24 protein-coding genes and 2 pseudogenes are annotated in these 25,510 nt (G+C 40.5%); 2 read left to right on the top strand and 24 right to left on the bottom strand.

Going from position 1 to position 25,510, the window contains the following annotated elements; genetic code table 11:
• Nucleotides 1-198 precede the first annotated feature (198 nt).
• The 21 genes and pseudogenes from ilvA to ACFPQ3_RS09010 all read right to left on the bottom strand — a co-directional run bounded on the left by ilvA (nt 199) and on the right by ACFPQ3_RS09010 (nt 21,317).
• Nucleotides 199-1,449, bottom strand: coding sequence for a threonine ammonia-lyase IlvA (ilvA, locus tag ACFPQ3_RS09110; RefSeq protein ID WP_156806260.1), 1,251 nt, complete (start codon nt 1,447-1,449; stop codon nt 199-201).
• A 38-nt stretch (nt 1,450-1,487) separates the two neighbouring features.
• A complete protein-coding gene (locus tag ACFPQ3_RS09105) occupies nt 1,488-2,237 on the bottom strand; it encodes a S41 family peptidase (RefSeq protein ID WP_232323219.1) in 750 nt (249 codons plus the stop codon).
• Between the two features lie 26 nt (nt 2,238-2,263).
• The gene (locus ACFPQ3_RS09100; protein WP_232323220.1) at nt 2,264-2,446 is read right to left on the bottom strand and encodes a hypothetical protein; all 183 of its coding nucleotides are present in this window, start codon (nt 2,444-2,446) and stop codon (nt 2,264-2,266) included.
• Nucleotides 2,415-2,702, bottom strand: coding sequence for a hypothetical protein (locus ACFPQ3_RS09095; protein ID WP_232323221.1), 288 nt, complete (start codon nt 2,700-2,702; stop codon nt 2,415-2,417). Before ACFPQ3_RS09095 ends, ACFPQ3_RS09100 begins: the two co-directional genes overlap by 32 nt.
• Nucleotides 2,703-2,755: 53 nt before the next feature.
• Nucleotides 2,756-3,778, bottom strand: a complete 1,023-nt coding sequence (gene ilvC / locus ACFPQ3_RS09090) for a ketol-acid reductoisomerase (RefSeq protein WP_156806261.1) — start codon at nt 3,776-3,778, stop codon at nt 2,756-2,758.
• A 33-nt stretch (nt 3,779-3,811) separates the two neighbouring features.
• On the bottom strand, nt 3,812-4,294 hold the full coding sequence (gene ilvN, locus ACFPQ3_RS09085; protein ID WP_156806262.1) for an acetolactate synthase small subunit: 483 nt from the start codon (nt 4,292-4,294) through the stop codon (nt 3,812-3,814).
• On the bottom strand, nt 4,287-5,993 hold the full coding sequence (locus ACFPQ3_RS09080; protein WP_156806263.1) for an acetolactate synthase large subunit: 1,707 nt from the start codon (nt 5,991-5,993) through the stop codon (nt 4,287-4,289). The genes ilvN and ACFPQ3_RS09080 overlap by 8 nt, the downstream gene beginning before the upstream one ends.
• A gap of 220 nt (nt 5,994-6,213) precedes the next feature.
• A pseudogene (locus ACFPQ3_RS09075) lies at nt 6,214-6,727 on the bottom strand (NUDIX domain-containing protein).
• A 117-nt stretch (nt 6,728-6,844) separates the two neighbouring features.
• Nucleotides 6,845-7,846, bottom strand: coding sequence for a LacI family DNA-binding transcriptional regulator (locus tag ACFPQ3_RS09070; protein WP_156806264.1), 1,002 nt, complete (start codon nt 7,844-7,846; stop codon nt 6,845-6,847).
• A 96-nt stretch (nt 7,847-7,942) separates the two neighbouring features.
• Nucleotides 7,943-9,838: an alginate lyase family protein gene (locus ACFPQ3_RS09065; RefSeq protein ID WP_156806265.1), complete on the bottom strand. Its 1,896-nt coding sequence runs from the start codon at nt 9,836-9,838 to the stop codon at nt 7,943-7,945.
• Nucleotides 9,839-10,250: 412 nt separating this feature from the next.
• Complete coding sequence (hylA, locus tag ACFPQ3_RS09060) at nt 10,251-13,802, bottom strand: hyaluronate lyase (RefSeq protein WP_156806266.1); 3,552 nt, start codon at nt 13,800-13,802, stop codon at nt 10,251-10,253.
• A gap of 151 nt (nt 13,803-13,953) precedes the next feature.
• Nucleotides 13,954-14,262, bottom strand: coding sequence for a preprotein translocase subunit YajC (locus ACFPQ3_RS09055; protein WP_156806267.1), 309 nt, complete (start codon nt 14,260-14,262; stop codon nt 13,954-13,956).
• Nucleotides 14,263-14,268: 6 nt separating this feature from the next.
• A complete protein-coding gene (locus tag ACFPQ3_RS09050; protein WP_156806268.1) occupies nt 14,269-15,084 on the bottom strand; it encodes a PTS system mannose/fructose/sorbose family transporter subunit IID in 816 nt (271 codons plus the stop codon).
• A complete protein-coding gene (locus ACFPQ3_RS09045; RefSeq protein ID WP_156806269.1) occupies nt 15,071-15,847 on the bottom strand; it encodes a PTS mannose/fructose/sorbose/N-acetylgalactosamine transporter subunit IIC in 777 nt (258 codons plus the stop codon). The genes ACFPQ3_RS09050 and ACFPQ3_RS09045 overlap by 14 nt, the downstream gene beginning before the upstream one ends.
• Nucleotides 15,848-15,893: 46 nt before the next feature.
• Nucleotides 15,894-16,385, bottom strand: a complete 492-nt coding sequence (locus tag ACFPQ3_RS09040; RefSeq protein WP_156806270.1) for a PTS sugar transporter subunit IIB — start codon at nt 16,383-16,385, stop codon at nt 15,894-15,896.
• 9 nt (nt 16,386-16,394) lie between these two features.
• On the bottom strand, nt 16,395-17,585 hold the full coding sequence (locus ACFPQ3_RS09035) for a glycoside hydrolase family 88 protein (RefSeq protein ID WP_156806279.1): 1,191 nt from the start codon (nt 17,583-17,585) through the stop codon (nt 16,395-16,397).
• Between the two features lie 10 nt (nt 17,586-17,595).
• Nucleotides 17,596-18,030, bottom strand: coding sequence for a PTS sugar transporter subunit IIA (locus tag ACFPQ3_RS09030; protein ID WP_380434401.1), 435 nt, complete (start codon nt 18,028-18,030; stop codon nt 17,596-17,598).
• 123 nt (nt 18,031-18,153) lie between these two features.
• Nucleotides 18,154-18,798 (bottom strand): bifunctional 4-hydroxy-2-oxoglutarate aldolase/2-dehydro-3-deoxy-phosphogluconate aldolase, encoded by a 645-nt coding sequence (locus tag ACFPQ3_RS09025; protein ID WP_156806272.1) that lies wholly within the window; start codon nt 18,796-18,798, stop codon nt 18,154-18,156.
• Nucleotides 18,799-18,808: 10 nt separating this feature from the next.
• Nucleotides 18,809-19,810, bottom strand: a complete 1,002-nt coding sequence (locus ACFPQ3_RS09020; protein WP_156806280.1) for a sugar kinase — start codon at nt 19,808-19,810, stop codon at nt 18,809-18,811.
• Between the two features lie 18 nt (nt 19,811-19,828).
• Nucleotides 19,829-20,467 carry an RpiB/LacA/LacB family sugar-phosphate isomerase gene (locus ACFPQ3_RS09015; RefSeq protein ID WP_156806273.1) on the bottom strand — a complete coding sequence of 213 codons (639 nt, stop codon included), beginning with the start codon at nt 20,465-20,467 and terminating at the stop codon, nt 19,829-19,831.
• Between the two features lie 34 nt (nt 20,468-20,501).
• The gene (locus tag ACFPQ3_RS09010) at nt 20,502-21,317 is read right to left on the bottom strand and encodes a gluconate 5-dehydrogenase (protein WP_156806274.1); all 816 of its coding nucleotides are present in this window, start codon (nt 21,315-21,317) and stop codon (nt 20,502-20,504) included.
• A gap of 141 nt (nt 21,318-21,458) precedes the next feature.
• On the opposite strand from ACFPQ3_RS09010, the pseudogene ACFPQ3_RS09005 reads away from it, so the two are divergent.
• A pseudogene (locus ACFPQ3_RS09005) lies at nt 21,459-22,613 on the top strand (ISL3 family transposase); the annotation flags it as partial.
• A gap of 40 nt (nt 22,614-22,653) precedes the next feature.
• On the opposite strand, the gene ACFPQ3_RS09000 reads toward ACFPQ3_RS09005, so the two are convergent.
• The 3 genes from ACFPQ3_RS09000 to rpmB all read right to left on the bottom strand — a co-directional run bounded on the left by ACFPQ3_RS09000 (nt 22,654) and on the right by rpmB (nt 25,134).
• Nucleotides 22,654-24,315, bottom strand: coding sequence for a DAK2 domain-containing protein (locus ACFPQ3_RS09000; protein ID WP_156806275.1), 1,662 nt, complete (start codon nt 24,313-24,315; stop codon nt 22,654-22,656).
• Nucleotides 24,316-24,317: 2 nt separating this feature from the next.
• The gene (locus ACFPQ3_RS08995; RefSeq protein WP_156806276.1) at nt 24,318-24,680 is read right to left on the bottom strand and encodes an Asp23/Gls24 family envelope stress response protein; all 363 of its coding nucleotides are present in this window, start codon (nt 24,678-24,680) and stop codon (nt 24,318-24,320) included.
• 265 nt (nt 24,681-24,945) lie between these two features.
• Nucleotides 24,946-25,134 (bottom strand): 50S ribosomal protein L28, encoded by a 189-nt coding sequence (gene rpmB, locus ACFPQ3_RS08990; protein WP_001140948.1) that lies wholly within the window; start codon nt 25,132-25,134, stop codon nt 24,946-24,948.
• 208 nt (nt 25,135-25,342) lie between these two features.
• Here rpmB and ACFPQ3_RS08985 point away from each other — a divergent pair.
• On the top strand, nt 25,343-25,510 hold a 168-nt coding region (locus ACFPQ3_RS08985; protein WP_380434399.1), incomplete at its 3' end, for a helix-turn-helix domain-containing protein.

Below are 25,510 nucleotides of genomic sequence, written 5' to 3'. Positions count from 1 at the left end.
TTTTACGAATAAAATTGATAAAATCCAATAAAAAAGTTAATTTTCGACGTCAAAAACTCTAAATATGACAAAAGAGTCTGCGCCTACAGCGACAAACTCCTCTAAATCAATATTTATAAAACCATTATACTCATTTTCCATGAGCAGTCAAGAGAAATTATAGAGTATTTTCTGATTTCTTGACCATGTTTGACCAAATCAGACAAGCATATTGTAAAGACTTTCGTTTCCGTGAAGATTGATAAAAGAAGGGTCAAATCCAGATAAACGTTCAAGAAAGGCTTGATAACCTTCTTTCTCTGCAAGGGTAATCCCAATCAAAACAGGACCTTTACCTTTATTAGCTCGCTTGATGTATTCAAATCGGGTAATATCATCATTTGGCCCCAAGATATTATTTACAAATTCACGCAGCGCACCTGGACGTTGTGGGAAATTCACCACAAAATAGTGTTTCAAACCGGCGTAAATAAGCGCACGTTCTTCCATCTCTTGCATGCGGTTAATGTCATTATTACCACCTGAAATGATACACACAAGAGTTTTACCAGCAATCTCCTCTTTCATGACTTCAAGCGCAGCAATTGTCGCAGCACCTGCTGGCTCCGCAATAATTCCCTGCTTCGAGTACATATCAATCAAAGTTTCTGAAATCAGACCTTCATCAACACCAACAAGGTGGTCAACATATTTTCTAGCCACTTCATAGGTACTGTTTCCAACTTTTGCAACGGCAATACCGTCTGCGAATTTATCAATCTCCGGCAAGACTACTGGCTGCCCCTTATCAAAAGCAGCTCTCATGGAGCGTGCACCAGAAGCCTCAATACCGACAACCTTAATTTCCGGTGACACATTTTTCAAGTAAGTCGCCACTCCTGAAATCAATCCCCCGCCTCCAACTGGGACAAGAATTTGGTCAAAATGAATCCCCTCCTCTTGAGCTTGCTCATAAATTTCATACGCAACTGTTCCTTGCCCCGCTTGAACATTAGCATCATCAAAGGGGTCAATAAATGTCATCCCTTCTGACTTGGTAAAGTCCTGCGCTGCTTTTGCTGACGCATCAAAGGTGTCTCCGACCAACTTAATCGTTACATACCGGCCACCAAAAAAACGCACTTGCCCAATTTTCTGCTGTGGCGTTGTCACCGGCATAAAAATCGTTGCAGGAATCTTCATTTCATTACAGGTATAGGCAACACCTTGGGCATGATTTCCCGCTGAAGCACAAACCACTCCACGCGCTTTTTTCTCATCTGATAATTGATGAATAGCATAGTAGGCACCACGAATTTTAAAAGAGCGAACCTTTTGCATATTCTCACGTTTGAGATAAATCGTTGCCCCATATTTTTCAGACAAATAGCGGTCAAATTCTAACGGTGTTCGTTCCACAACACCATTCAAAACGGCATAAGCTGCCGTCACATCCTTAGCTGTAAGCATCTCTCATTCCCCTTTTCAAATTTTATCAAGATAAGTTTTTAATGCTCTTTCAGAAATAGCAGAGCTTTTTCCAAATCAACATCCCTAGAAAGATGTTCTTCTGTCCAAGATATCAAAATATCTGGCTCAATACCTTTATCTGTTTGTCCCTTATCAATCGTCAGCAACCTAGACGTCGGAAAAATGAAGCGATAATCATCCAAAGGTAAGACACAACAATTAGAATAATCATTGATTCCCATTTTCGGTCGCCCCATGGCCGTGACCTTAGGCATCCGTTTCATCATAGCAACAAAACTATCACCTGATGAGCCACAGTACACATCTGCCAAAACTACTACTCTCTTAGGAAATTCTTGACCGATATACGAATCGTAAAAATCAGCGTCGTTATCTTCATTAGAGTCATAAGTCACATATTCCTTACCACGATTAGCTCTTAAAAGAGAGGCAAACTCGTCAATTAATCTTTTTGTTTCCTCAGTAATATCTGGTGAATCGAGATTCTTCTCAAACTGTTCTAAGCGTAAAGCAACATTTCGTTCAGTATAAAGGAGCCCTTGCTGAACATCATCTTCTGGTAAATCACTCACCTTTTCCCCTAATCCTAGAGTGTAGTTAAAAAGAGGCCAATAAAGACTATCTGAGCCACCATGATTAGTTCTAACATCAATAATAAGATTGATACTGTTCTCAATAGCTTGTTTACTTTCCTGATAAAGCGCGCTAATGGCTCCTTCATCTGAAAAATTCTCCATTTTGAGATAAACCGTCTCATTATCAAGCATTTTCCAAACAAATGATTCTGTCTTTACTACTTACCAGCCCGAAAAACAGTAACAGACCGTGTTCTTACCAAAAATTTCGCCCAATCCATGTACTGACATTCCGGCGTTTTAGAGACATTATCTTGGTAAAACTGACTGGTCTCCACCTTATCTAAAGCAATGATAATATCTCCCTTTTCAAGACCTGTCTCCTCTCTTGCTGCAATCACATAGAGTTTTTTTATTCTGATAGCGCAAGCAAAAACCTACCGGTCGATTATCAGAAGACTTATAAAAAGTGAGATGACTGAGTCCCCCAGACGAAGCCAGATAATTGTTAACTAGAAAAACAAAATTATCATCTGGCATTGCTTCCAAAATTTGCTTTCTAAAAGATAATGGACTTGCACCTATTTTATCTTTCTTCGCCGATGAATCATTTTGAACAATCAAAACAACTTGGTCAAAAATATCAATTTTTTGCATTGCAATTCTTCCATAATGGAATAAAAGGAGAGCCTAAACTCCCCTATCATCCATTAATTATAAATTTTAAAGGCATCGTCATCGTTTTGACCAACGAATGGCATTGCTTTACGAAGTTCTGCCCCGACTTTTTCAATTTCAAGGTTTGCAGCTTCTTGGCGATAGGCTTCCATTTTTGGACGTCCAGCCTTGTAATCATTAACGAAGTCGTTAGCAAATTTACCTGATTGAATATCTGCTAGAACTGCTTTCATATTTTCTTTCACTTGGTTTGTAATGACACGTGTCCCTGATACATAGTCACCAAACTCAGCAGTGTTTGAAATAGATTGACGCATTTTTTTGAAGCCACCTTCGTAAATAAGGTCAACAATCAATTTCATTTCATGTAGAGTTTCAAAATAAGCCAATTCTGGAGCATAACCTGCTTCAGTTAGAACTTCAAAACCTGCTTCAATCAGTGCTGTCAAACCACCACAAAGCACCGCTTGTTCACCAAAAAGATCTTCTTCGGTTTCTTCTTTAAAGGTTGTCTCAAGCAGACCTACACGAGCAGCCCCTACACCTTTAGACCATGACATGGCAATGTCTTTAGCGTTTCCAGTCGCATCTTGGTAAACGGCATAAAGCGCTGGTACACCAAAGCCTTCTGTGTAAGTGCGACGAACAAGGTGTCCTGGCCCTTTAGGAGCACACATAAAGACATCCACGTCTGCTGGCACTTTGATAAATCCGAAATGGATATTAAATCCATGAGCAAATCCAAGGGCCTTACCTGCTGTCAAATGCGGTGCAATCTCGTCATTGTACAGGTCAGCTTGGATTTCATCTGGAGCCAAAATCATAATGACATCAGCTTGTTTGGCCGCTTCTGCTACTTCAAATGTTCCAAAGCCATCTTCAACAGCCTTATCAAATGATTTCCCTGGACGAACACCGATAATCACATCGTGACCTGAATCACGTAAGTTTTGCGCATGAGCATGACCTTGTGAGCCATAACCAATTACAGCAATTTTTTTACTATCAAGTGCTGGTACTTTTACATCATTTTCATATTCCATTGTTACTGCCATAAATTTTCTCTTTTCTATATTTTATTTCCTAAACTAGGATAAATCTCTAGTGAAGCCCGTTGCACCTGTACGAGCAATATTTTTAATGCCATAGGGTGTAATCACGCGAAGAAGGGCTTCAATTTTATCTGCGTCACCTGTCATCTGAATAGTAATGGATTTTGTTGCCACATCCACAACACTCGCTCTAAAGGGTTGAATAATGGATAGAATCTCTGCACGCTTGGCTGCCGGCGCAGCGATTTTGACCAAAAGAACCTCTCGCTCCAAATGAGGAAGATCAGTAATGTCTCGAACACGCACCACATCAATGAGACGATTAAGTTGCTTAATAATTTGCTCTGCCTCGTCCAAGCTTTCCACGTCAATGATAATGGTAATACGAGAGATTTTAGGATCATCTGTTGGACCAACTGAAATAGATTCAATATTGACCTGACGACGAGAAAGAACACCTGTGAAACGGTTAAGAACGCCCGTTGAATTTTGAAGTTTTGCTGTTAACATTCTACGCATTGAAGGTCACCCCCAACATCTCATGATTTGCCTTACCTGCTGGTACCATCGGAAGAACATGCTCTTTATCAGAAATACACACCTCAATTAGCATTGGTTTATTTTCAGTAATAACTGTCAACTCTTCTTCCAGACGAGATGGATCTGTCAGACGATAACTTGCGATTCCATAGGCTTGAGCCAATAGTTGAAAATTCGGTTCATCGTCAAAGGTAGATTGGCTACGACGTTCTTCGTAGAAGGATTCTTGCCACTGGCGAACCATCCCCAAGGAATGGTTATTGATGAGCACTACCTTTATCGGTACCCCGTAGCCATTCAAAATAGCTAACTCTTGGTTAGTCATTTGGAAACCACCATCACCAACAAATAAAATGACTTCTTTATCTGGATTAGCTAATTTAGCCCCAATAGCCGCTGGAATACCAAATCCCATGGTTCCCATACCACCAGAAGTTACCAACTGCCGTCCGTGACGATAAGGGTAAAACTGTGCCGCCCACATTTGGTGTTGCCCAACATCAGTCACGATAATCGCTTCACCATCCGTTAATTTCCCAACCAACTCAATAACCTGTTGTGGTTTAATAAAATCATCCGATTTATCATAACTAAATGGTGCTCGTTTTTTATTGGACAAAGCTTGCGCTGTCCAGTCAGCATGGTCTGTTGCCACACTATCAAAACTTAATAGCATTTCAAGAGCCTTCTTAGCATCTCCAACAACAGGAATATCCGTTTTAACGACTTTACCAATCTCTGCCGGATCCACGTCAATATGAGCTACAACAGCATTTTTAGCAAATTCTGCTACATTACCAGTCAAACGGTCATCAAAACGTGCACCAATATTGATAATAAAATCAGCATCAGTCAACGCCATATTTGATGCGTAGGATCCGTGCATGCCTCCCATACCAAGCGACAAATCGTGAGAAATCGGCATTGTTCCAAGTCCTAATAGCGTGGATACTACAGGAATTTGATAACGTTCTGCAAACTGAATGAGTTCCGCACTAGCTTCTGCATAAGCTACACCCCCACCTGTCAATATCACTGGGCGACGAGACTTACTAAGTTGCGCCAGCACTTTTTTCATCTGAAGACCGTTAGGAACTATCGTAGGTTGATAAGATGGTAAATCCACAACTGTTTCATAGTAGAAATCCACTTCATTTGCTGATATATCTTTTGGTAAATCAATGACTACTGGACCTGGACGACCTGTTGTTGCGATATGAATGGCCTCTGCAATAATACGAGGAATATCCTCTGTGTGACGGACCTGATAATTATACTTGGTAATTGGCATCGTCATTCCAATCACATCAGCTTCTTGGAAGGCATCCTTGCCGATGCCTGCTGTCGCCACCTGCCCAGTAAAAACAAGTAAAGGAACACTATCTCCCATGGCATCTGCGATACCTGTAATGGCATTTGTCGCTCCCGGACCAGAAGTTACTAGAGCCACACCAATCTGTCCAGTTGATTTTGCAAAACCTTCTGCTTCGTGAATAGCTCCTTGCTCGTGGCGAGCCAGAACATGGAATATTTTATCTTGATACTGATAAAGGGTGTCATAAAGTGGTAAAACTGCACCACCTGGATAGCCAAATATCCTATTAATGCCTAGACTTAAAAGGGTATCTAAAACCAACTCTGAACCCGATTTGGGCTCATTCAAATTTACTTTTTCCACAAGATCTCCCTTCTTTAATTACTCCACAGATTGGATAAATACAATATCAACTATTCGAACCACTCTAACGACAATCTCTAAAAAAGCATTTATCAATGACAGTAGTCTAATCATCCCTAACCTGTTAGATTTGTTTTTGAATTGTCTAAAAATTCAAAACTTTTATACTATGATACCATTTTTGGTAAAGATTGCAAGATAAAATTTTTAAATACTTTCATTAATTGTACAAAATTGTCCTTGTCTCTCTTATGCAATAGTGTCCTTCATCCCAATAATGAATTCGCTCAAAAGAGTCCTCCCGCCAATACAATGGCCAATGTCCTCGGATATCATCTTACATCGGTAAATTTTCCAATTCTTCAATCGGCCACCATTTCAATTACCCTTCACGAGAATCGGAAAGCAATTCGCCCTCAAATTCTGTGCATAAGAAGTCATAGTAAACATATCGCTCAACCTTATCAGGATTGGAAAAACCAGAAATACCTTTTGGTTGTAAATTAAGTGCAATCAGCCCAGTTTTTTCTTGTAATTCACGTTTGGCTGCTTCAAAAAATGGTTCAGAAAATTCTATACTAAGGAAAAAGCCCCACTTCCCTATTTCTCACTTTCAACAGTCTATCCCCAGGCTATATCCATCCCTTGAAGTGGTCATGTTGCCTGTCTAGTAATAAAATACGGTCTCCATCTTTTACACAGATGTTAACCCAATTTAAAATATGCTCTGTCATTTTATCTCCTTTTCTAGCAAAAAAAAACGTTACAGGAAATCCCGTAACGACTTGTCTTTATTTCATTTATAACAACATTTTTATCTTTCAGAAAATAAACTAAGGTTATTGGTTTGATTAAAATGTCGATTCTTTCCAATGAACCGTACAATCCAAGACCTGTTGGCGTTCAACTTGATTGGTCCCTTCAATCTGATCAATCAACATCTTGGTCGCTTGGCGTCCTTCTTCAAAAGCAGGCTGAACAATGGTAGAGATAGTAGGGGACGAAAAGTTTGTCCACTCAGTATTATCAAAACCTAGGAGACCAATCTGTGGGAAGGTGAAATTTAGTTCTTTCATAATATTGAATACCAAAGGTAGCGCCCAGCAGTTGGGAACAAATACCAATGTTTTTTCCTGGATGGAAACCTCTTTGGCAAGAAAGTTTTTCATTTCTTCTACATCAACATGTTCATCTGCAATTGTCAGAGTTACATAATCCCGCTTGCAATCTGATAGGGCATCCATAAAGCCAGTCGCACGCTCAATGCGCGTACTGAGGCGACTGGTATCTGCTGTGATAAGGATGAATTTTTGATACCCCTTTTCAACACAGACTTGAATTGTGTCGTAGACAGCATCGTAATTATTAGTCTTAATCCAACTCGTGCGGTGTTCATAGAGTTGACTGTCAAAGAAAATCATCTGTTTCTTCTTTTCTTCAATAATGCGTGAGTACTTTCTAAAATGCGAGGTGGGTTGGATGATAAAACCATCTACACCAAGCATTAGCATACTCTCAATGTACTTATCCTCGCTGGCTTGATCATAATTGCTATTTCCAATCATCACTTGGTAACCGCTCTTGTGGGCTTCTTCTTCAATCCCCTTGACAATCTGATTGGAAAAAGTATTCGTAATATCACCGATTAGCACACCTATCAATTTCGTGCTTTTTGAATTGAGACTTCGCGCAACAATGCTAGGTCGGTAATCCGTCTCACGAATCACTTTTTCTATCTTCTTTCTTGTCTCTTTAGACATTTTCTCATATTTACCATTCAAATAAAAGGAAATGGTTGTCTTTGAAGTCTGAGCCAACTCTGCAATATCCTTGATAGTAAGCTTCCCTGACATCTTACCAATACCTCCTTATGCTATGTTTATTGTATCATACTATCCGTAGTTTAGCAGGGATTTCGACTAAAATCAATCGCAATTTAGGCATCTTTTTTAATTTCTGAGTCGAATAACCTTTTGCGTATTCTTATCTACAACAAGGCACTTACCCCTCAGAGGAATTCCATCAACTTGGAGTAATTTTTCTCCCTTGTAAATATCCTGATCGATAAGCGATATAAGAATGTCTAGAGCTTCTCCCTTGCAGGTAAAAGCTAGACCAGCTTCTACCAAGCGACCATCGGTTTGATGAACCGGCACTCGTTCAATTTGAATATTCTGCTCTGCCAGCAAGGTGAAGGTAACTAGTCGGTCCTTAAAACATTCTTGTTTTACCAATTTCTTAGTAGCTGTTAGCTGATTGTAGCGGTGAGAACGCACAGTTTCTTGTATTTCAAAATCATTTGCACTGTATAAGCGGATGTCATTGACTTGCTGATGGCTAATCTTCACGGCTTCATCTAAGATAAACTGGGTGGTTAATTGGTGTTGTCCTGAGCAATCTACACTATCTACTATCAGTAGTAAGTCTTGTCCAACCATAAGAAGTTGTCTCTTGTGCCAATAAGGAATTCCTTTTCTAGTCTGCGCCTGATATATTCCTTGCAGCCAGTGATAGTGTTCAACGCTCTTGCTAGTATGGCTGATAAACTGGGGATAGGATTTGTATTCCCAAGAGCCACTCACCTGCTCTGGTGGGTTACCATCAAGAATGCAACTGTTGTGAGCCCAAGCACTTTTGAGTAGGTAACGCTCTTCGCATTCTCGGTAGCTAAAGCGACCGCTATCAATCAGAATAGGTTGTCCCCTGTGGTAAAAACAGAAGCTATTTTGATCGGAATGACTGTGAGCACTTCCCATGGGACCTGCTTTAAAAAATAGATAACTATCCTTTTCTTTGATGATACTGTGTCCGGACTCAGGAAAATGGCAAGCTCCTGTTGTCCTTAATGGTACTGTCAAGTTTTCAAACTGTCGCAAGCCAGCTTCTCCAACCAGAAACAGAATACTTAGGTCTAATTTAGAATCATCTATCAGATAAGAGTTGTCTCCAAAGAAAATGGCTGTCAATTGTAAGATGTCAGTAGTCCTGTGCACATCACTATCTCCTATAGGCAAACTCTTTCCATCTGGTCCTGTTAATTGTACTACATAGTTTGCCATCTTTTTTAAGACAGTAGTCCAACTTTTACGATAAGCTGGTAGGTGAAGGGCAATTTCCAGAAGTAGTTTATACACTTCGACATGATACAGAAAGGATTGTTCAAATTGAGTTCCATCTTCTAATACCTGTGTTTGAATCTGTACCTCGATTTCCTGACAGGCGAAGCGGTACTCTTCCTCCAAATTGACCTTATCTCCAATATAGGCATGTGCCAAGAGCATGGCTCCTGTTTGAAAAATTCCCCAGTTGCTCAGTCTATCTTTTGGGCGATAATGGCAACGCAGATAGGCTAGCTGTTGCTGGATTGATTCCAATAGTCGTTTGTATTCTTCTTCTGCTAGCCAGCTTGTTAAAAATGGAAGGATTCTCAACCAACTAAGGCAGCGAATAGCAGTATCCAGAGTTCGGCTACTGGTTTTTTTTGGATGCCAATCTGTTACCTGTTCTATCCAACTGAATACCAAGCGTTTGACCTGCTTCATGTAGCGAGGGTCTTTTTCAACCAGATAGGCAAAGACCAGCTTCCACAGATATTCCTGACGATTGAGCATAAAGGTCCATTCCTCATCCCCGTGGCAATCGGCTCTCCAGTCCAGGGGAGAAAGATGGTAGCCAATAGCACAGTGCTCCATATCCCAATTATCCTCAAAGAAAAAAATATCGTCTAGTAAATTCTGACAAGAACGATGTAATTGTTTATAGGCTTGAGCCTGCTGATGAAAGACATAATTTCTCAGTACTTCTACGGATTTGTCATCTGTTGATTTTTCAGATTCCATTTGCATGGTTGCTCCTTTCTTTGTTTACTCTCTAAAAAATGAGGTTGGAAAAAAGTCCAACCTCACTTTCAGAGTTCGTTTCAACATCTAAGTCCAGTGGTTAATCGTTTTTTACAGTCCAGAGGACTATGAAAAGATTGTGCGAAGCAAATACTAGCACGTTATGCCTTCTACTTCAAATCTGACCCCTACGAATGTTGCGGACTTTGTTCGGCCCATCTCCATCTCAAAGTGGTGGAGAGGTTAAAAAGCCTTCTAGACCTTTTTAAACAGGAGATTAGGACTGACAGGAGTCAGTTTACATAAGTTATGGTCTGGGAAGAGACCGTTTTAGCTCAACCACTAAAATATAGACTTGTTGACGAAACTTTTTCTATTTGTCGAGTTCTTTCTTCACCCCTACGATACTTACCATCAATCAGGAATGTGATTTAGAACGTTTGAAAGTTGCTACTCCTACAGTTGCCAAACCAAAAATACCAAAGTTAAGACTTGTTGTATCTCCTGTATCAGGCAACTGTGTTTTTTCTTGCTTTTCCTTTGATACCATTGGTGGTTTCATGGTTGTTCGTACACTTAGTGGCTGGGTGTTTTGGCTCATTTGATTGGTCTTAGGTAGATGATTTTCTGCTTTATCTGGGACTACTCTTCTCGCCTCCCCTTTTCCAGAAGTTTCTGAAGGCGAAACTTTCCAAACAATAGAAGGATTAGCTGGAGTTGCTTCTGACTCCACAGTTATACGAGCACCTTCTCCTGTCAACTGGATGCCATTCTTCACTGTACGGGTAGATGGATTATAAAAAGCAATGCGGTAGCTGCCATCCACTTTCTGGATTGTATACAAACCAGCGTCTGTCAAAGTGATACCGTCCGTCAATTTATAAGCAGCATCTGTATATTTTACAACACCCCATACCTCTTGCTCTTGATCATAGACCACTTGGAGGTCTCTGTCTTGGTGTAGTAATTTTACACTAGCCGCAGCTTGGTTTACTTTTTCCATAGATTGGTTTGGAACAAGTACATAGGCATAATTGCTGGTTGTCTGAGGCTGCTCATGCCATAGGGTAACAAAGGAATTTTTCACCGTTTCCTTGGACTGATTATAGTTGATATCACTCCATTTACCAGTGCGATGATCTAGTTTGGCACGAGTTGATAATTGGTTCAAGAAGACATAACCAATAGACTGATTATCCTTCCCATTCGTCATATAGAAGGATTTGGTCTGATCCGTTGCTACTTCCTTAGATAGATCAACCTGCTGACCGTTTATATAATATTTATAATTTTCCCCAGTCAATAACTTACGATTTTCAATCGTTGTCACTGCCCCTTGAGCTGATTGGTGTTTAATATCTGTCCCCAGAAAAACAATCTTATTGCCCAAGACAATCCAAGCTTTACGAGCTGTTAGGCTCTTATTCCAGTTGTTAAAATCCATAGCAATGGTTGCTAAACGATTCCCCAACTGGCTTGCCCCAACAAAATCACTTGCCAAAGTGACCTCGCCACTACCATCTTCTCGTTTGTCCTTGGTCGTTGTTGTACCTGATAAACGGTAAGGATCAACAGTTGGCCAATAGTTATTACTATAGTGACTCAAATCACCGTTGTAAAGATAGGACATCCCATCTGCGGTGTACCAACCCTTACGGTTTTCATTGTTCATATCTTCATAGTTCTGTGTCCTAGAAGAATGCATGGATAAGGCAAAGGTGAAGCCTTCTTGAGCATTTCGATAGACAAATTTGTCCATATTATTGAAAGCTGCGATAGAGTCCTTAGCCACTTCAGCAGCAATCTGATTATCTGCCAAAAGTTTATTCACCAGATCAATATCCTTATAGGATTTAAGTCCTTTATAGTTATCATAGAAAGTATCAGATGTTAGCTGCGCTTTGACAAAAGATAATAACTTAGCCTTTTGTACCGGCTGAGCAGACTCTGCAATACGCACAAGAGACCGCAAAATCTCCATAGCCTGAACATGTGATTCACCAGTTGCACGACTGATGGAGCGACCACGAGTCATATCCATCAATTCACCACGAACTAAAATAGGCATAAAGGCTTTTTCAATCCATTCGTAAAGAATGTTCGTTTGTTCGTCTTTGAGGGCAAAGTCTGTTGACTGGATAACTGGCAGCAATTGTGAGAAACCTTCAATCAAAACATTACCATAAGCACCTGTATAGGCAACATTTGTATGGTCGATAAAGGAGCCATCCTTATAAAAACCTTCACCTTTATCCACAAATTTCATAATAGTTGTCAAACCTTGCGCACCTGCCCTTACACGATCAGCATCTTCGCGTAGCGCTCCTTCCAAAATAGCTACCTTACTAAGGTCAGTCTGGTTACCACCGACTGCTGGGGTCGCTTTATTGATTGTCTTACGAATAATGGTCGGATCTGGAACAAATTTTGAAATCGGCTTGGTATAGGTCAAAATCTCTTCTTGACTAAAGTAAGGGAACATGTAAATCAAGGTATTGACAACTGCACGAGGAGTACCGATTTCATAGTCCCACCAGTTATCAGTGATTTCTTTTTGTTCATTATATACATTACCATATAGCCACTTCATCCCCGCTTTAACTACATCAATGAGAGAACGGTCATGATAGTATTTAGAATCAGAGTTTTCAATCACCTGAGCCATCTGTTCTAAACGACGGTAAACTGTTGTGAGATGGCTGGACTTACTAAAGTCAATATCCTTAAAAATTGTCTTTGCCTGCTCAGTTGGCTCCACCCAATTTTTAAGAGAGGAATCGATACCTGCATCTAGACGTCCCAGAAAGGCTTTCATTTGCGCATCGCTAGGCTGATAACGCTTATTAGCTAGGGAAATATCTTCCCAATTGTCCCGCAACTGATCAAAAACAGTTGCCTGATGTTTTTTAACAATCAACTCAAAACTAGATACTTTCGTATCCTTATCATAAACTTCTACCTGTGTCTTACCTTCTGTAAGAGGACGGAGTATGCCTTTTTCTAATGTAGCAATCGCTGAATTTGCAATCTTATAAGTCAAATCTGGACGAGTAGGCAGGTAAACCTTATTGCTAGCAAGGGTAATCTGTCCCAATTCTGGCTGATCAGGTCCTGTTTTTTGTTCCGGTGTTTCTGGCACTTTTTCAATATGTTCAACCAACGAAACGTTGTCAAGCCAAGCATGACCGATACTATTTTCAAAAAATAGTTCGACCTTCAGTTTGCGAGTTTGTGGCGAGATGGTTAAGACTTGCTCTACACGCTCTTTCTTGCTGCCATTTTTAAAAGGGGTATGGATAAATTCTTTAGGATCCAAATCCTTCCCTTCTGCTGTCAAACCGTGTAACCGAACGCGCACTCCGCTACCTTCCAGATCCTTAGTTTCCACATCATAGCCTAAGAGATATTTTTTACTAGGATCAACATCCACAGTTTGGTGAACCGCTACTCGGTATGTATCGGTTGAAGAGATATGGAGCCGCCCGTTATCAACGGTTACCTTTCCATTTTCCTTTTTCACATTACCCGGCACCCAAGTTTCCCAGTCTTTAGCTGCCTGTCCTGACCAGACCTCTGAAGTCTTTGTTGTGGTTGTAAAATCCCCATGTTTTACCAAATTGGTCGTAGTCTCTTCAACTGCCTCTTTGACCGCCTTTGGACTATCATCAACTTTTGAAGCTGAGCTGGAAGAATCTTTGGTCGCAGCCATTGGATTCCCTTCAGGACTTGCTGTATTTTTGACTTCATCGCCTACTTCTGTCGTTTTAAGACTTGTATCTGTTGTTTCCGTTGTCTTTAGACTTGCTTCTACTACTTGATTCGGTTGAGAACTTGTTGGTTTTGTTTCTGGCAACTGATTAGCTGCAACCCGTGTACCTATCATGGACAATGCAATCAGAGCTGAGCAAACACCCACTCTATATTTACGAATACTATAATATTGTTCGGTTTGACCTTTAAAAAATTTCATTGGTCCTTCCTTTCCCTTCTGTAGGAGGATCAAATGATACCTCCCTAACATTTTACATAAATACTTTATTTAAACACGAATATACCATACGCACATACTCATTACAACCACCTTATTGCAAACGCTTTCTTTGCAACACAAGAAAGAAGAACTACTTGGTAAAAAGTAGTCCTTTAGATTTTCCCATAATTGACTCTTTCTCAACGTAAACGTGAACATTTTCTGCAATCTGCAATTCTACCAAACTACCTGTTAGTTTGATAATTTTGCCATGCAGTCCAGATAAGAGGATAATCTCATCCCCAACCTTCAGAGTTGATAAATACTGTTGGCGCTTATCCATCTGTTCTTCAAACTCTTTTTGTTGCCGCTTACGATTGACATAGGAAGTCTCTATGGGAAGTATAGTTGATAGAGCTACTAAAATAATGATGATATAATAAAGCGTTTGTTGTTCCATAGATACCTACGCAAGTATTCCCAACCAGCTACCCAAGATACCGATAATAACTGTCAAGATAACCAACTTGTAGGTTGTCCATTTCTTATTCTTGATGAGGTAGTACACCAAAATAGTAAACAAAGCTGGAAGCAAGGCTGGCGCAATCTTGTCCAACATTCCTTGAATGGTCACAATCTTTTGATCTGCCCCTTCTTTCACCTCACCCGCTGCAAATGTAATCGGTACAGAGATTTTCACGAAGGTCACCGCTAGACCAGAAATAACTGTTACCCCAATGATATTTGCCACTTTAGAGATAGTTGCCATCTGTTCACTCAGCTTATCAATCACACTGGTACCGAATTTATAACCATACAAACCAGTCAAAAGTTTGATAGAAGTCAAGATAATATTCATACCAAGGAAGAATAGGATTGGTCCTACAACAAGTCCTTGACCTGCCAAAGAAGCTGCAATGGTAGATAGGAGAGGAGCCAAAACGAATTGTGAAAGTGAGTCACCGATACCCGCTAATGGTCCCATGAGAGCCATCTTAATCCCACGCGTATCTTCCTCAGGCAAATTATTTTCCAGCATTACCAAATGAAGACTGGTAATAAAAGGCAGGAAATGCGGATTGGTATTATAAAATTCACAGTTTTCTTCTAAAGCCTTGGCTAAGCCTTCCTTGTCATCTCCGAAGTGCTTTTTAAAAGCCGGATACATGACATTGGCATAACCAATTCCCTGATAGTTACTATAGTTAAAACCATTCTGTAGGAAAAAGGCCCGTAAAGAAGTATTGATATAGTCCTTTTTAGTTAATTTAGATCCAGTCATCGTGTGCTTCCTCCTGTTTTACTGCCACTTGTTCTGGTTTGTTAAATAATTCTCTCAGCGCAAAGATACTTCCGACAATCGCAATACCGATAATTGGGAGTTTAAGATAGGCTGCACAAACATAACCAAGTAATACAAACGGAATGAGTTCTTTCTTAGCCATCACAGATAAAATCATCGCAAAACCGATAGCTGGAAGCATTTTACCTGCAACACTCAAACCATTCAACAATACTGGTGGAATCATTTCAACCAATTTCAACAAGGTATCCATTGAATAAGCGCCGAGGAAACCAAGGGCAAAGCCGAGAATAGCAAAAGTAATGATCGTACCATTAGCAGCGCGTTTAAATTTAGAAAGATCGCCTGCACGAAGGTGTTTAACCGCAGATGCAGGTGCTCCTGCATGCAAAGTATAAGCAGATGTTTGTAGGAACTGGATCCCTACTGCAATCGGAGTTGATAGCGCAAGTGCAGCTTCTGGTGTAACTTTACCAGCACTTGTAATCGCCATCAATGTTCCAAAGATACCGGGACCAATTGGATTTGGTGGTACCGTACCGCCAGCACCAACACCAAAGCCCATATAGGCCAATTCACTAATGGCCCCCATAGCTAGAGCAGTTGGAAGATCTCCTAAGATAATTCCGACACCAAATGATAGAACGATACATCTATTTGTATAGAGACCTAACAAAAGTCCACTAAAACAGAATGCTGTCCATAAACCAATGAGAGCAGCTTGAATGAGACTGATCGTCATGATAATTCTCCTCTTTTATTTTTTAAAATTTAATCCAAAATTTATCCTAAATATAATCCAATACATTCACTTCAATCGCACCATCATTGCCAGAAGGTGTAGTCTTAGTATTGAAACGAACTTTGTAAACATCGCTCAGCTCTTTCACCGCAGCCTTATCCTCAGAACCGAAGAAAATCGAGCGAGTGACCTGCATTTTGCCAGGAGCATTGTGGATATTTCCGATGTTTAGTTCTGTAATCGGAACACCACCCTTCACCAGAATCAAAGCATCAGATAAATCCTTAACGATTAAAAAAATCGTCTGAGCTGGATTTGCCTTATAAATCACATCAATAACCTTTTGCAAGGAAAAGAAGCGCATAGCAACGGAATCTGGAACAACCGTTTTCATCAAGGTTTGCTGAATCTTATCCTCACTAACTTTATCATTTGCAACAATAACTGTATTGCAACCCAAAGATTTAATCCATAGTTGCCCTTGCCCATGAACCAATCGTTCATCGACGCGAGTCATTACAATATTTGGTGTAGCCATCAGTTCCTCCTACCAATATAATTGCCAATCTTTATAGAAACGAAGCAAGGCTTCTAAGTAATAATAATCTCCCCAGATATTTCCTTCATCCACTCCTTTACCAGAATGCCAAGAATAGACACCGTGTAAAAGCAGAGGACGACCTGGCTGTAAGGTTCGATTTGCATAATTGTCCATCAATGAGCGCAACATGGCATGCATTGCATATTTGTAAGTTTCCTTATCCGAATCTACTTCCGGCAAGTATTTCAACATTTCATGGATACCGCAAACCGCTACCGCTGTCGCAGAAGAATCTCGGGACTGACCACTGCCATCGTTAAAAATCAAATCCCAGTAGGAAACCTTATCCTCCGGCAAACGATTAAGGAAGTGATTCGTCACACCTTTAAATAAATCCAAACAAGCTGAATCTTTTATCATACGGTAGGTCAATGGAATACCATATACACCCCATGCCTGCCCCCTTGCCCACGAAGAAGCATCATTGTAGCCCTGACGCGTTACCCCTTTGACTGGCTCTCCAGTCGCAGGATCAAAGTAGAAAGTATGGAAAGTTGAAGCATCATCACGAATGACCGTATTGACGGAAGCGTAGAAATGGTTGCCGGCTATATCATAATATTTCCGATCGCCTGTTTGTTCATAAGCAAAGAAAAGCAACTGCAAATTCAACAAGCAATCAATGATTAAGCGATAATCCTCTGCCTTCCCAAGTTCCCCCCAAGCTTGAATAAATCCGCCTTTTTCTTGATAACGTTCAATCAATTTATCAGCAGCCTTTATGGAAGCTTCAAGTGCCATAGGGTTTCCTGTCAGCTTATAATCTGCTACGCAGGAAGGAGAATAGAGAAAGCCTAAGTCGTGATGATCTAGCTCAACTCGCTCAGTAACACGCTTAAAAAAAGAAGCGGTATTAGAAGTTGCTAGCGCTTTCATTTTTGCGCTCGCAGAATACTCATATCCTAACCAGAGAGCACCCGTCCAAAAGCCATTGGTCCATTCCGTATTATCCATCTTTGGATAAATATTATCGAAAGTTGCTGGAGTTGGAAAATCTTCCCCAAAGTAATCCAGATTCAACTCTAACTGCTGAAGGGCGAGATTAAGTGCCGCTTCCACCTCCTCTTTGGTTAACAGTGGAGTTGTTCTGAACTCCTCTCCCAACCGAATCGGCTCAATCAATACTTCTTTTATCATCTTATTTTCTTTAGATACCATCCTCAAATAACTCCTCTTCTGTCCCATTATCCTGTTTCAGAAGGGTAATAGAATCTGCCACTCCCTCTCTGGCAACATTAACCAGTTTACTTACCAATAGCTCAAGATCGTCTGTCAAACGAGAAAAATTAGCTTCTAGCAACATAGACAAGTTGAGACCTGACAAGACCGCAATACTTTTTTCTGAATGTTCTGTTACCAACTCTACACTGACTTTAAAAGGAGTTCCACCTAGTAAATCCGTTAGAACCAACACCTTCTCTTCGCTTGATATAACAGATTTTATACGCTCTTTGACTTCCTGATCAGACATGCCATCGGTGAAGTCAACCGCCTGAATTTTTTCCACTTTCCCTGCAATCAATTCCAGAGAAGTGAGAATACCGCTCGCAAACTTTCCATGAGCCACGATGACTAATTGAATCACAAAACCCCTCCTTTTAACTTTACCGGTTTACCTACACCTCGTATTTTATACTATTGATTTGAACTTGTCAATAGTTTTTTTTAAAAAATGTAAGCGTTTTTTCACATCCTGTAATTAAACTTATTTTTTACAAGAGCCAGCTAAGGACACATAAATTTTAGCCATATCCTGAATACGATCAAAATGTCCCTGAGCAGCCAGTTGATTAAACTCACCACCTATACCAACTGCATCGGCGCCTGCTACCAACCAATCAGAAATGGTCTTCGCATTCACTCCACCAGTCACCATAATAGAAACTTGAGGCAAGGGAGCTTTAATAGCTGATATATATTTTGGTCCAAATACACTACCAGGAAAGAGCTTTATCATCTCACAGCCTGCTTCTAAGGCTCTGGTAATCTCTGTCAAAGTCATACAACCTGGAATATAAGGTACTGCATAGAGGTTACAAATTTTTGCCACTTCGTCGTTAAAGGATGGTGAGACAATGTAGGTCGCCCCAGCCATAATCGCCTGACGAGCAGTTACAGAATCCAGTACCGTTCCAGCACCGATCAATACCTCAGGATTTTCCTTGTATTCAGTGCATAAATCAGAAATAATCAAACCTGCATCTGGATTAGTGTAGGCTACCTCAACTGCCGAAATTCCACCTGAAATACAAGCTTTTGAAGCCTGAAGGCCCTCTTTGCGTGCATCGCCTCGAATGACAACAACTAGGACTTGCTTTCTTAACTGAGAAAGAGTTTGTGTTCGACTCATCTTAACTCCTTTACCTTATTATTTCATTTTTTCCGTCTAGTAGGGACTTGATGCGCTCAACAGACTGCACCATTTGATCCCCTTCCAGACTACATTTATAGGTCCCACTAGCAACAGCAAAATTAACGGTTTCTTCAAGTGAAGCCTCTTTCAATAGCTGATAAATAGCTCCTGAAACAAAAGCATCCCCACTTCCAACCCGTTGTAAAACCTGAGTTTTCAGCTCTACAGAACAGATAAACTCCTCTGCCAGACCGTAAGCTCTATAGTGATTTCTCCCCATATCATCCATCTGACGCACTGTATGAAAAATGGTTTGGAAATCATAAGCTTCCTTTAGTGCCAACATTCGTTCTTCAATGTCATAGAGACCAGCCTGATCCCTATCAAACAAATCCCAATCACCTGCTTCCTTCATAATGGGCTCAATACCGAAACAATAATCCGCATAAACTGCAAATTCTGAGAAGAGTTTTTTTGCTTCCCTTTTTCCAATCATCTTGGATCGCCAGTTAAGATCAATGGAAATTGGAAGATTCCTTTTTTTAGCTTCCTCCAGTATCGTTTTCATCCAAAGGGTAACAGTCGGATCTATAGCCAGAGTAATACCACTAAAGTGGATCAGAGCAACATCCTCAAATAGCTGCTCCATATCCAACTGTTCTATACGCATGGCTGCTAGGCTAGAGTGACTGCGATCATAGTAGACTTGACTTGGTCGACAACCAAAACCAGACTCCATATAATAAAGCCCAATCCGCTCACCGACTCGTTGAATCGCACTCACATCAATTCCATGCCCAACTAAGAAAGCCATAAAGCGATCACCTAACGGTCCCTCCGGCAGTGCTGTCAAAACTTTGGTCGGATAACCAAACCCTTGAAGATTGCAAGCAATATTCATTTCCGAGCCACCGAAAAACATTCGGCTCTCCACACCATCTTCTATTTCCTGATAGTTTGTTGGCATTATGCGAATTAAGGGTTCACCAATCAGCAGCACCTTCTTCATAGCCATACCTTCCCTTTATTATTCAAGTACTGTTTTCAAATAAGCCGCAATCGCTTCATCTTGACAATTTGCAAAGAAGTACTCTTGAAACTTCTCTCCTGAAATCGTTTCTTTGAGAAATTCTTGGTCTATTTCCTTGAGAACTGTCAGCAAATCCTTGTAAGTAATTGCCTTCATCTCATTTAAAATGCGGGCATTGCGTTGCTCTGGAACAACTCGTTCCTTCGGATATCCTCCTCCCATTTCCTCAGCGAAAAGCCGTTCAAACAAGAGTTTAAGATTTAACTCAGCTCCCCAGCCAAATCCTTTTGCAAACGGTAACGATAGGGCATTCCCCCCATTGATTTGTGAAAACAGATAAGCATCTGTCGGATCTACCGCAAAACCACATGTCACACCTGGAAAACTATTGGCTGCAAGCATAGCACCAACACCTGTCCCACATCCTGTAATGACAAAATCCGCTGCCTTGCTGACAAGTAGGATAGAAGCTAATAAACCATTTTGGACATAGGTTAACTGGCTTTCTCCCTCTTTTCCATACATACCATAGTTAAAAACTTGATAACCTTTTGCGTCTGTAACTTCCTTCAAGGTTTCAAAGATAAGACTGTTTTTAGCTGCCTGACTATTTTCATTGATAAGTGCAATTTTCATATATAATCCTTTCGTTTTTCGTACTACTTGTTATTTATTCCACCGGTTGCTTTCCGATGTAGGCCAAGATTCCTCCATCCACATAAAGAATGTGACCATTGACAAAATTACTAGCATCACTAGCCAAAAACACTGCCGGTCCCATCAAATCCTCTGGTTCTCCCCAACGAGCTGCAGGTGTTTTGGCAATGATAAATTGATCAAACGGATGGCGCGTTCCATCTTCCTGTAATTCTCGTAAAGGAGCCGTCTGAGGAGTCGCAATATAGCCAGGACCAATTCCATTACATTGGATATTGGATTCTCCGTATTCTGATGCGATATTTTTCGTCAACATCTTCAAACCGCCCTTAGCTGCTGCATAGGCAGAAACTGTTTCACGCCCTAATTCACTCATCATGGAACAGATATTGATAATCTTACCATGTCCCTTTTTAATCATTGATGGAATCACAGCCTTGGAAACAATGAAAGGAGCATTCAAATCAATATCAATGACCTGACGGAACTGAGCTGCCGTCATCTCAATCATCGGCACACGGCGAATAATTCCTGCATTATTGACTAAAATATCAACGACTCCAACTTCTTCTTCGATTTGAGCCACCATAGCTTGGATGCCTTCTTCATCCGTTACATCGCAAACATAACCATGTGCTTCAATCCCCTCAGAACGATAGGCTGACAAACCTTTGTCTACCAGCTCCTGAGTAATATCATTAAAAACAATGGTCGCTCCTGCCTTAGCATAGGCCAAAGCAATGGCAAAACCAATACCATAAGATCCTCCGGTTATCAGGGCAATCTTCCCTTTTAGCGAAAACTGATCCATTGAAAATGTTTGATTCATACCTTTCAACTCCTTTGTCATTAAACTTGTAAAACGTTTACAAAATTATTTTAGTCTAGTAAACCGGTTTTGTCAATGTTTTTTATTCATATTAGTTGAACTATACAAAAATCTCAATCCTGCTTAGAGTTTGTCGTGAGAAAACAAATCAAATACGACTTCCCAAACCCTTCTAAAATTCCTTTTATTGAGATTGCTGGTTTTCCTAGCCTCATTCGCTTGAAAAAGAGACGATTTCAATGCATGTCCTGTCGGAAAGTCACTGTTTCTGAAACATCTCTCGTTAAGAAAAATTGCCAAATCTCGGAAATGGTTAGACAGAAAATTGCCCAACTCCTACTCAACAGAGAGGCTCTTACACATATCGCTTCTAAGTTAGCCATCTCTACCTCTACCGTCTATCGTAAGCTCAAGCCATTTCATTTCCAAGAGGATGACACCACTTTGCCTAATATCCTCTCCTGGGATGAGTTCTCCTACCAGAAGGGGAAATTGGCTTTCATTGCTCAGGATTTCAACACCAAGAAAATCATGATCATCCTTGATGACAGAAGACAAACTACCATCCGAAATCATTTCTTTAAGTACTCGAAAGAAGCTCGAAACAAGGTTAAAGTGGTCATTGTCAATATGTCTGGAAGTTATATTCCTCTCATCAAAGTTCTATTTCCTCAAGCTAAAATTGTTCTTGATCGTTTCCCCCCCTCGCTTCCGAATTTCTTAGCTCGAGGCTAAAATAGTCCACTGGACTATTTTACTCTAGCACATGAGCCGGGCTCTTAATCAGACTAGAATCAAAATCATGAAGCAATTTGATGATAAATCTCTGGAATACAGAGCTCTTAAATACTACTGGAAATTTATAGTCGGAAACTCTCTCTTAAGGCGTTCTATGATCGAACATTTAGAGAAACCTTAACTCCTAGGGAATGTCTGAATAAAATCTTTACTCTAGTACCTGAACTTAAAGATTACTACGACCTGTACCAACTGCTCCTATTGCATCTACAAGAGAAGAATACTGACCAGTTTTGGGGATTAATTCAAGACACGTTACCTCATCTTAATCGCACCTTTAAAACCGCTTTGAGAACATTTATTCGCTATAAAAACTACATCACTAACGCCATTGAATTGCCTTATTCTAACGCTAAACTTGAGGCCACTAACAAACTCATCAAAGATATCAAACGCAATGCCTTTGGTTACAAAAACTTTGATAATTTCAAGAAACGTATCTTAATCGCTTTGAACATCAAAAAAGAGAAGACGAATCTCGTCTCCTCTCGCACTTAGCTATAAGTCACGTTACAGGAAATCCCGCAACGACTTGTCTTTATTCCACACTCATCAAGTACGGATATACCGGTTGATCTCCTTGGTGAATTTCTACTTCGACATCTTCGTAAGTGTCTTCAAGGTATTCTGCAATTTCACTAGCAACTTCTTGAGAACCTTCTTCACCAACGTAGATTGTAACAATTTCACTATCTTCGTCAATCATCTTAGCAAAGGTTTCTTTCAAGGCTTCAACCATATTTGGTGTTGAGACAAGAATCTTGCCATCAACCATACCAAGGATATCATTTTCATGGATTTCAAGGCCGTCAATTGTTGTGTCACGCACTGCAAGAGTCACGCTACCACTCACAACCTCTGAAAGACTTGCCGTCATAGCTGCTACGTTTTCATCCAAGGCTCTGCTTTCATCAAAAGCCAAAAGACTGGTGAAACCTTGCGATACTGTTCGAGTCTCAACAACAGCAGCGTTAACTTCTGCCACTTCTGCCGCTGACTGTGCAGCCATAAAGATGTTTTTATTGTTTGGCAAGATAATAACATTCTTAGCATTAACTGCTTCAATAGCTGTAACAATATCTTCTGTTGACGGGTTCATTGTTTGACCACCAGAGATGATATAGTCAACGCCTTGTGACGTGAAGATGTCCGCCAAACCGTCACCGGCTACAACAGCAATCAAACCATACTCTTTTGCCTCTTGTTTAGCAGGCGCAGCTGCTTTTTCAAGTTGTGCTTCGTGCTGACCACGCATGTTATCTACTTTAACCTTAACCAGCGCACCGTATTTGAGACCTTCTTGCATAACAAGACCTGGATCTTCAGTGTGGACGTGTACCTTAACGATTTCATCGTCATTGACAACGAGAAGTGAGTCTCCTAGTCCTGATAGGTAACCTTGGAATTCTTCATAATTAAATTCTTTGACATAGGTTGGTCCTTGTCCAAGAGCCACCATAATTTCTGTACAGTAACCAAAGGTAATATCTTCTGTTGCCACATGTCCAGCTACTGATTTGTGATGCTCAGCATTGATCATTTCAGACATAACGGCTGGAGTTGCTTTAAAATTTTCTGATGCAATGTACTCACCTGTCAAAGCTGATAAGAAGCCTTCGTAGATGTAGACAAGACCTTGACCACCAGAGTCAACAACACCAACCTCTTTAAGAACTGGGAGCATTTCAGGTGTCTTAGCCAAGGCACGTTTTGCTCCTTCAAGAGCTGCGCGCATTACTTCAATAGCATCATCTGTTTCTTCAGCTTTTTTTAGCGCTCCTGTCGCCCCACCACGTGAAACCGTAAGAATAGTCCCCTCAACTGGCTTCATAACAGCCTTATAGGCTACTTCAACGCCAGATTGAAAAGCAACTGCTAAATCTTTGCCTGTAAGCTCCTCTTTGCCTTTAATAGCATTTCCAAAACCACGGAAAAGTTGAGATGTGATAACACCAGAGTTACCACGAGCACCCATCAAAAGCCCTTTTGAAAGGATTTGACCAACTTCACCAACAGTATTAGCAGGCTTATCAGCAACTTCCTTTGCACCATTATCCATAGTCATACTCATGTTCGTCCCAGTATCGCCATCTGGTACAGGGAAAACATTCAATGAGTTAACATACTCTGCTTGGCTACCAAGACGACTCGCTGCCGCCTGTACCATTTCTTGTAATAAACTTGTTGTAATTATAGACACAATTATTCTCCCTCAACCTTCACACTTTGGATGTAGACATTAACAGCATTCGCAGTAATACCCAACTGACTCTCCAAATTGAATTTGACACGTTCTTGAATATTTTTTGACACTTCGCTAATTTTAACACCATAGCTCATCACAGTGTAAACATCAACAGCAATGCCTTCTTCTGTTGATTTCACAACAACACCTTTGGCATAATTTTCTTTACGGAGAAGTGCTTGAAAATTATCTTTGATCGCACTCTTGCTTGCCATACCAACTACACCGAAAATCTCTGTTGTCGCACCGCCAACAACAGTAGCAATAACATCATCAGCGAGTTCAATTTGACCATCTTTTGTATTAATTTTTACAGTCATAATAAGATACCACGTCCACCCAAAAGGACAAAGAAATTCAGGAGTTCTATACCTTTAGCATCTTCATCGTTTTAATGACACTAAGTTATTTTACTAAAACGACACAACGGTCGTCTCACCCCAATACCTTTTGAACGGTTTAGGTCCTTTCTATCTCAAAAGTTTTTATCGCTTTATTTTACCATATTTGCTAAAACTTGTAAAAAAATAGAAGTTTTTCTGTTTTTAAAGCACAAAAAAACGACCATATTGGTCGATTTTTTGTTTAAACGCGTTCAACTTTACCAGATTTAAGGGCACGAGCTGAAGCCCAAACTTTTTTAGGTTTACCGTCGATAAGAACTGTAACTTTTTGAAGATTTGGTTTAACTGCACGTTTTGTTTGGTTCATTGCGTGTGAACGATTGTTACCAGAAACAGTTTTACGTCCTGTGAAGTAACATACTTTAGCCATTTCGTTTTTCCTCCTAGGTAGAATATGTTCGGATGTGCTAGCACCACATACTTAAATATTCTATCACACTTCATCACTCAGCGCAAGGTATTTCTCTACTTTTTTCAGATGAGAAATTCCCCCCGCGTTGTAAAATGAAGTGCAACAGAAAAGACATGTTCTTCTGATATACTAGAATTCCCCAACTCAGTATAGAAAGCAGATGAACATGTCCACTAACTATTCTACCAAAAAATCTCGTTATTCTCACTTATCAGCCTCTGAACGAGGAGAAATTATTGCCTATCTCAAGATGGGGAAGAAAACCGCTGAGATTGCTCGCCTTCTAGGTTGTCATCACGCGACGATCATTCGTGAAATCAAGCGTGGCAGCGTC

Origin of the sequence: Streptococcus caledonicus (genome assembly GCF_042656225.1) — a bacterium.
GTDB classification, from domain to species: Bacteria; Bacillota; Bacilli; order Lactobacillales; family Streptococcaceae; genus Streptococcus; species Streptococcus caledonicus.
Note: the sequence above shows the minus strand (reverse complement) of the source record. Positions and strands in the feature narration are given on the sequence as shown.

What these genes read in the sequence shown, in the direction of transcription:
- ACFPQ3_RS09095 (WP_232323221.1), bottom strand. Translation starts at nt 2,702, where the DNA reads ATGCAAAAAATTGATATTTTTGACCAAGTTGTTTTGATTGTTCAAAAT.
- ACFPQ3_RS09105 (WP_232323219.1), bottom strand. Translation starts at nt 2,237, where the DNA reads ATGCTTGATAATGAGACGGTTTATCTCAAAATGGAGAATTTTTCAGAT.
- ACFPQ3_RS09010 (WP_156806274.1), bottom strand. Translation starts at nt 21,317, where the DNA reads ATGAATCAAACATTTTCAATGGATCAGTTTTCGCTAAAAGGGAAGATT.
- rpmB (WP_001140948.1), bottom strand. Translation starts at nt 25,134, where the DNA reads ATGGCTAAAGTATGTTACTTCACAGGACGTAAAACTGTTTCTGGTAAC.
- ACFPQ3_RS09055 (WP_156806267.1), bottom strand. Translation starts at nt 14,262, where the DNA reads ATGGAACAACAAACGCTTTATTATATCATCATTATTTTAGTAGCTCTA.
- ilvN (WP_156806262.1), bottom strand. Translation starts at nt 4,294, where the DNA reads ATGCGTAGAATGTTAACAGCAAAACTTCAAAATTCAACGGGCGTTCTT.
- ilvA (WP_156806260.1), bottom strand. Translation starts at nt 1,449, where the DNA reads ATGCTTACAGCTAAGGATGTGACGGCAGCTTATGCCGTTTTGAATGGT.
- ACFPQ3_RS09070 (WP_156806264.1), bottom strand. Translation starts at nt 7,846, where the DNA reads ATGTCAGGGAAGCTTACTATCAAGGATATTGCAGAGTTGGCTCAGACT.
- ilvC (WP_156806261.1), bottom strand. Translation starts at nt 3,778, where the DNA reads ATGGCAGTAACAATGGAATATGAAAATGATGTAAAAGTACCAGCACTT.
- ACFPQ3_RS09020 (WP_156806280.1), bottom strand. Translation starts at nt 19,810, where the DNA reads ATGAAGAAGGTGCTGCTGATTGGTGAACCCTTAATTCGCATAATGCCA.
- ACFPQ3_RS09040 (WP_156806270.1), bottom strand. Translation starts at nt 16,385, where the DNA reads ATGGCTACACCAAATATTGTAATGACTCGCGTCGATGAACGATTGGTT.
- ACFPQ3_RS08995 (WP_156806276.1), bottom strand. Translation starts at nt 24,680, where the DNA reads ATGACTGTAAAAATTAATACAAAAGATGGTCAAATTGAACTCGCTGAT.
- ACFPQ3_RS09015 (WP_156806273.1), bottom strand. Translation starts at nt 20,467, where the DNA reads ATGAAAATTGCACTTATCAATGAAAATAGTCAGGCAGCTAAAAACAGT.
- ACFPQ3_RS09035 (WP_156806279.1), bottom strand. Translation starts at nt 17,585, where the DNA reads ATGATAAAAGAAGTATTGATTGAGCCGATTCGGTTGGGAGAGGAGTTC.
- ACFPQ3_RS09065 (WP_156806265.1), bottom strand. Translation starts at nt 9,838, where the DNA reads ATGCAAATGGAATCTGAAAAATCAACAGATGACAAATCCGTAGAAGTA.
- ACFPQ3_RS09045 (WP_156806269.1), bottom strand. Translation starts at nt 15,847, where the DNA reads ATGACGATCAGTCTCATTCAAGCTGCTCTCATTGGTTTATGGACAGCA.
- ACFPQ3_RS09050 (WP_156806268.1), bottom strand. Translation starts at nt 15,084, where the DNA reads ATGACTGGATCTAAATTAACTAAAAAGGACTATATCAATACTTCTTTA.
- ACFPQ3_RS09025 (WP_156806272.1), bottom strand. Translation starts at nt 18,798, where the DNA reads ATGAGTCGAACACAAACTCTTTCTCAGTTAAGAAAGCAAGTCCTAGTT.
- hylA (WP_156806266.1), bottom strand. Translation starts at nt 13,802, where the DNA reads ATGAAATTTTTTAAAGGTCAAACCGAACAATATTATAGTATTCGTAAA.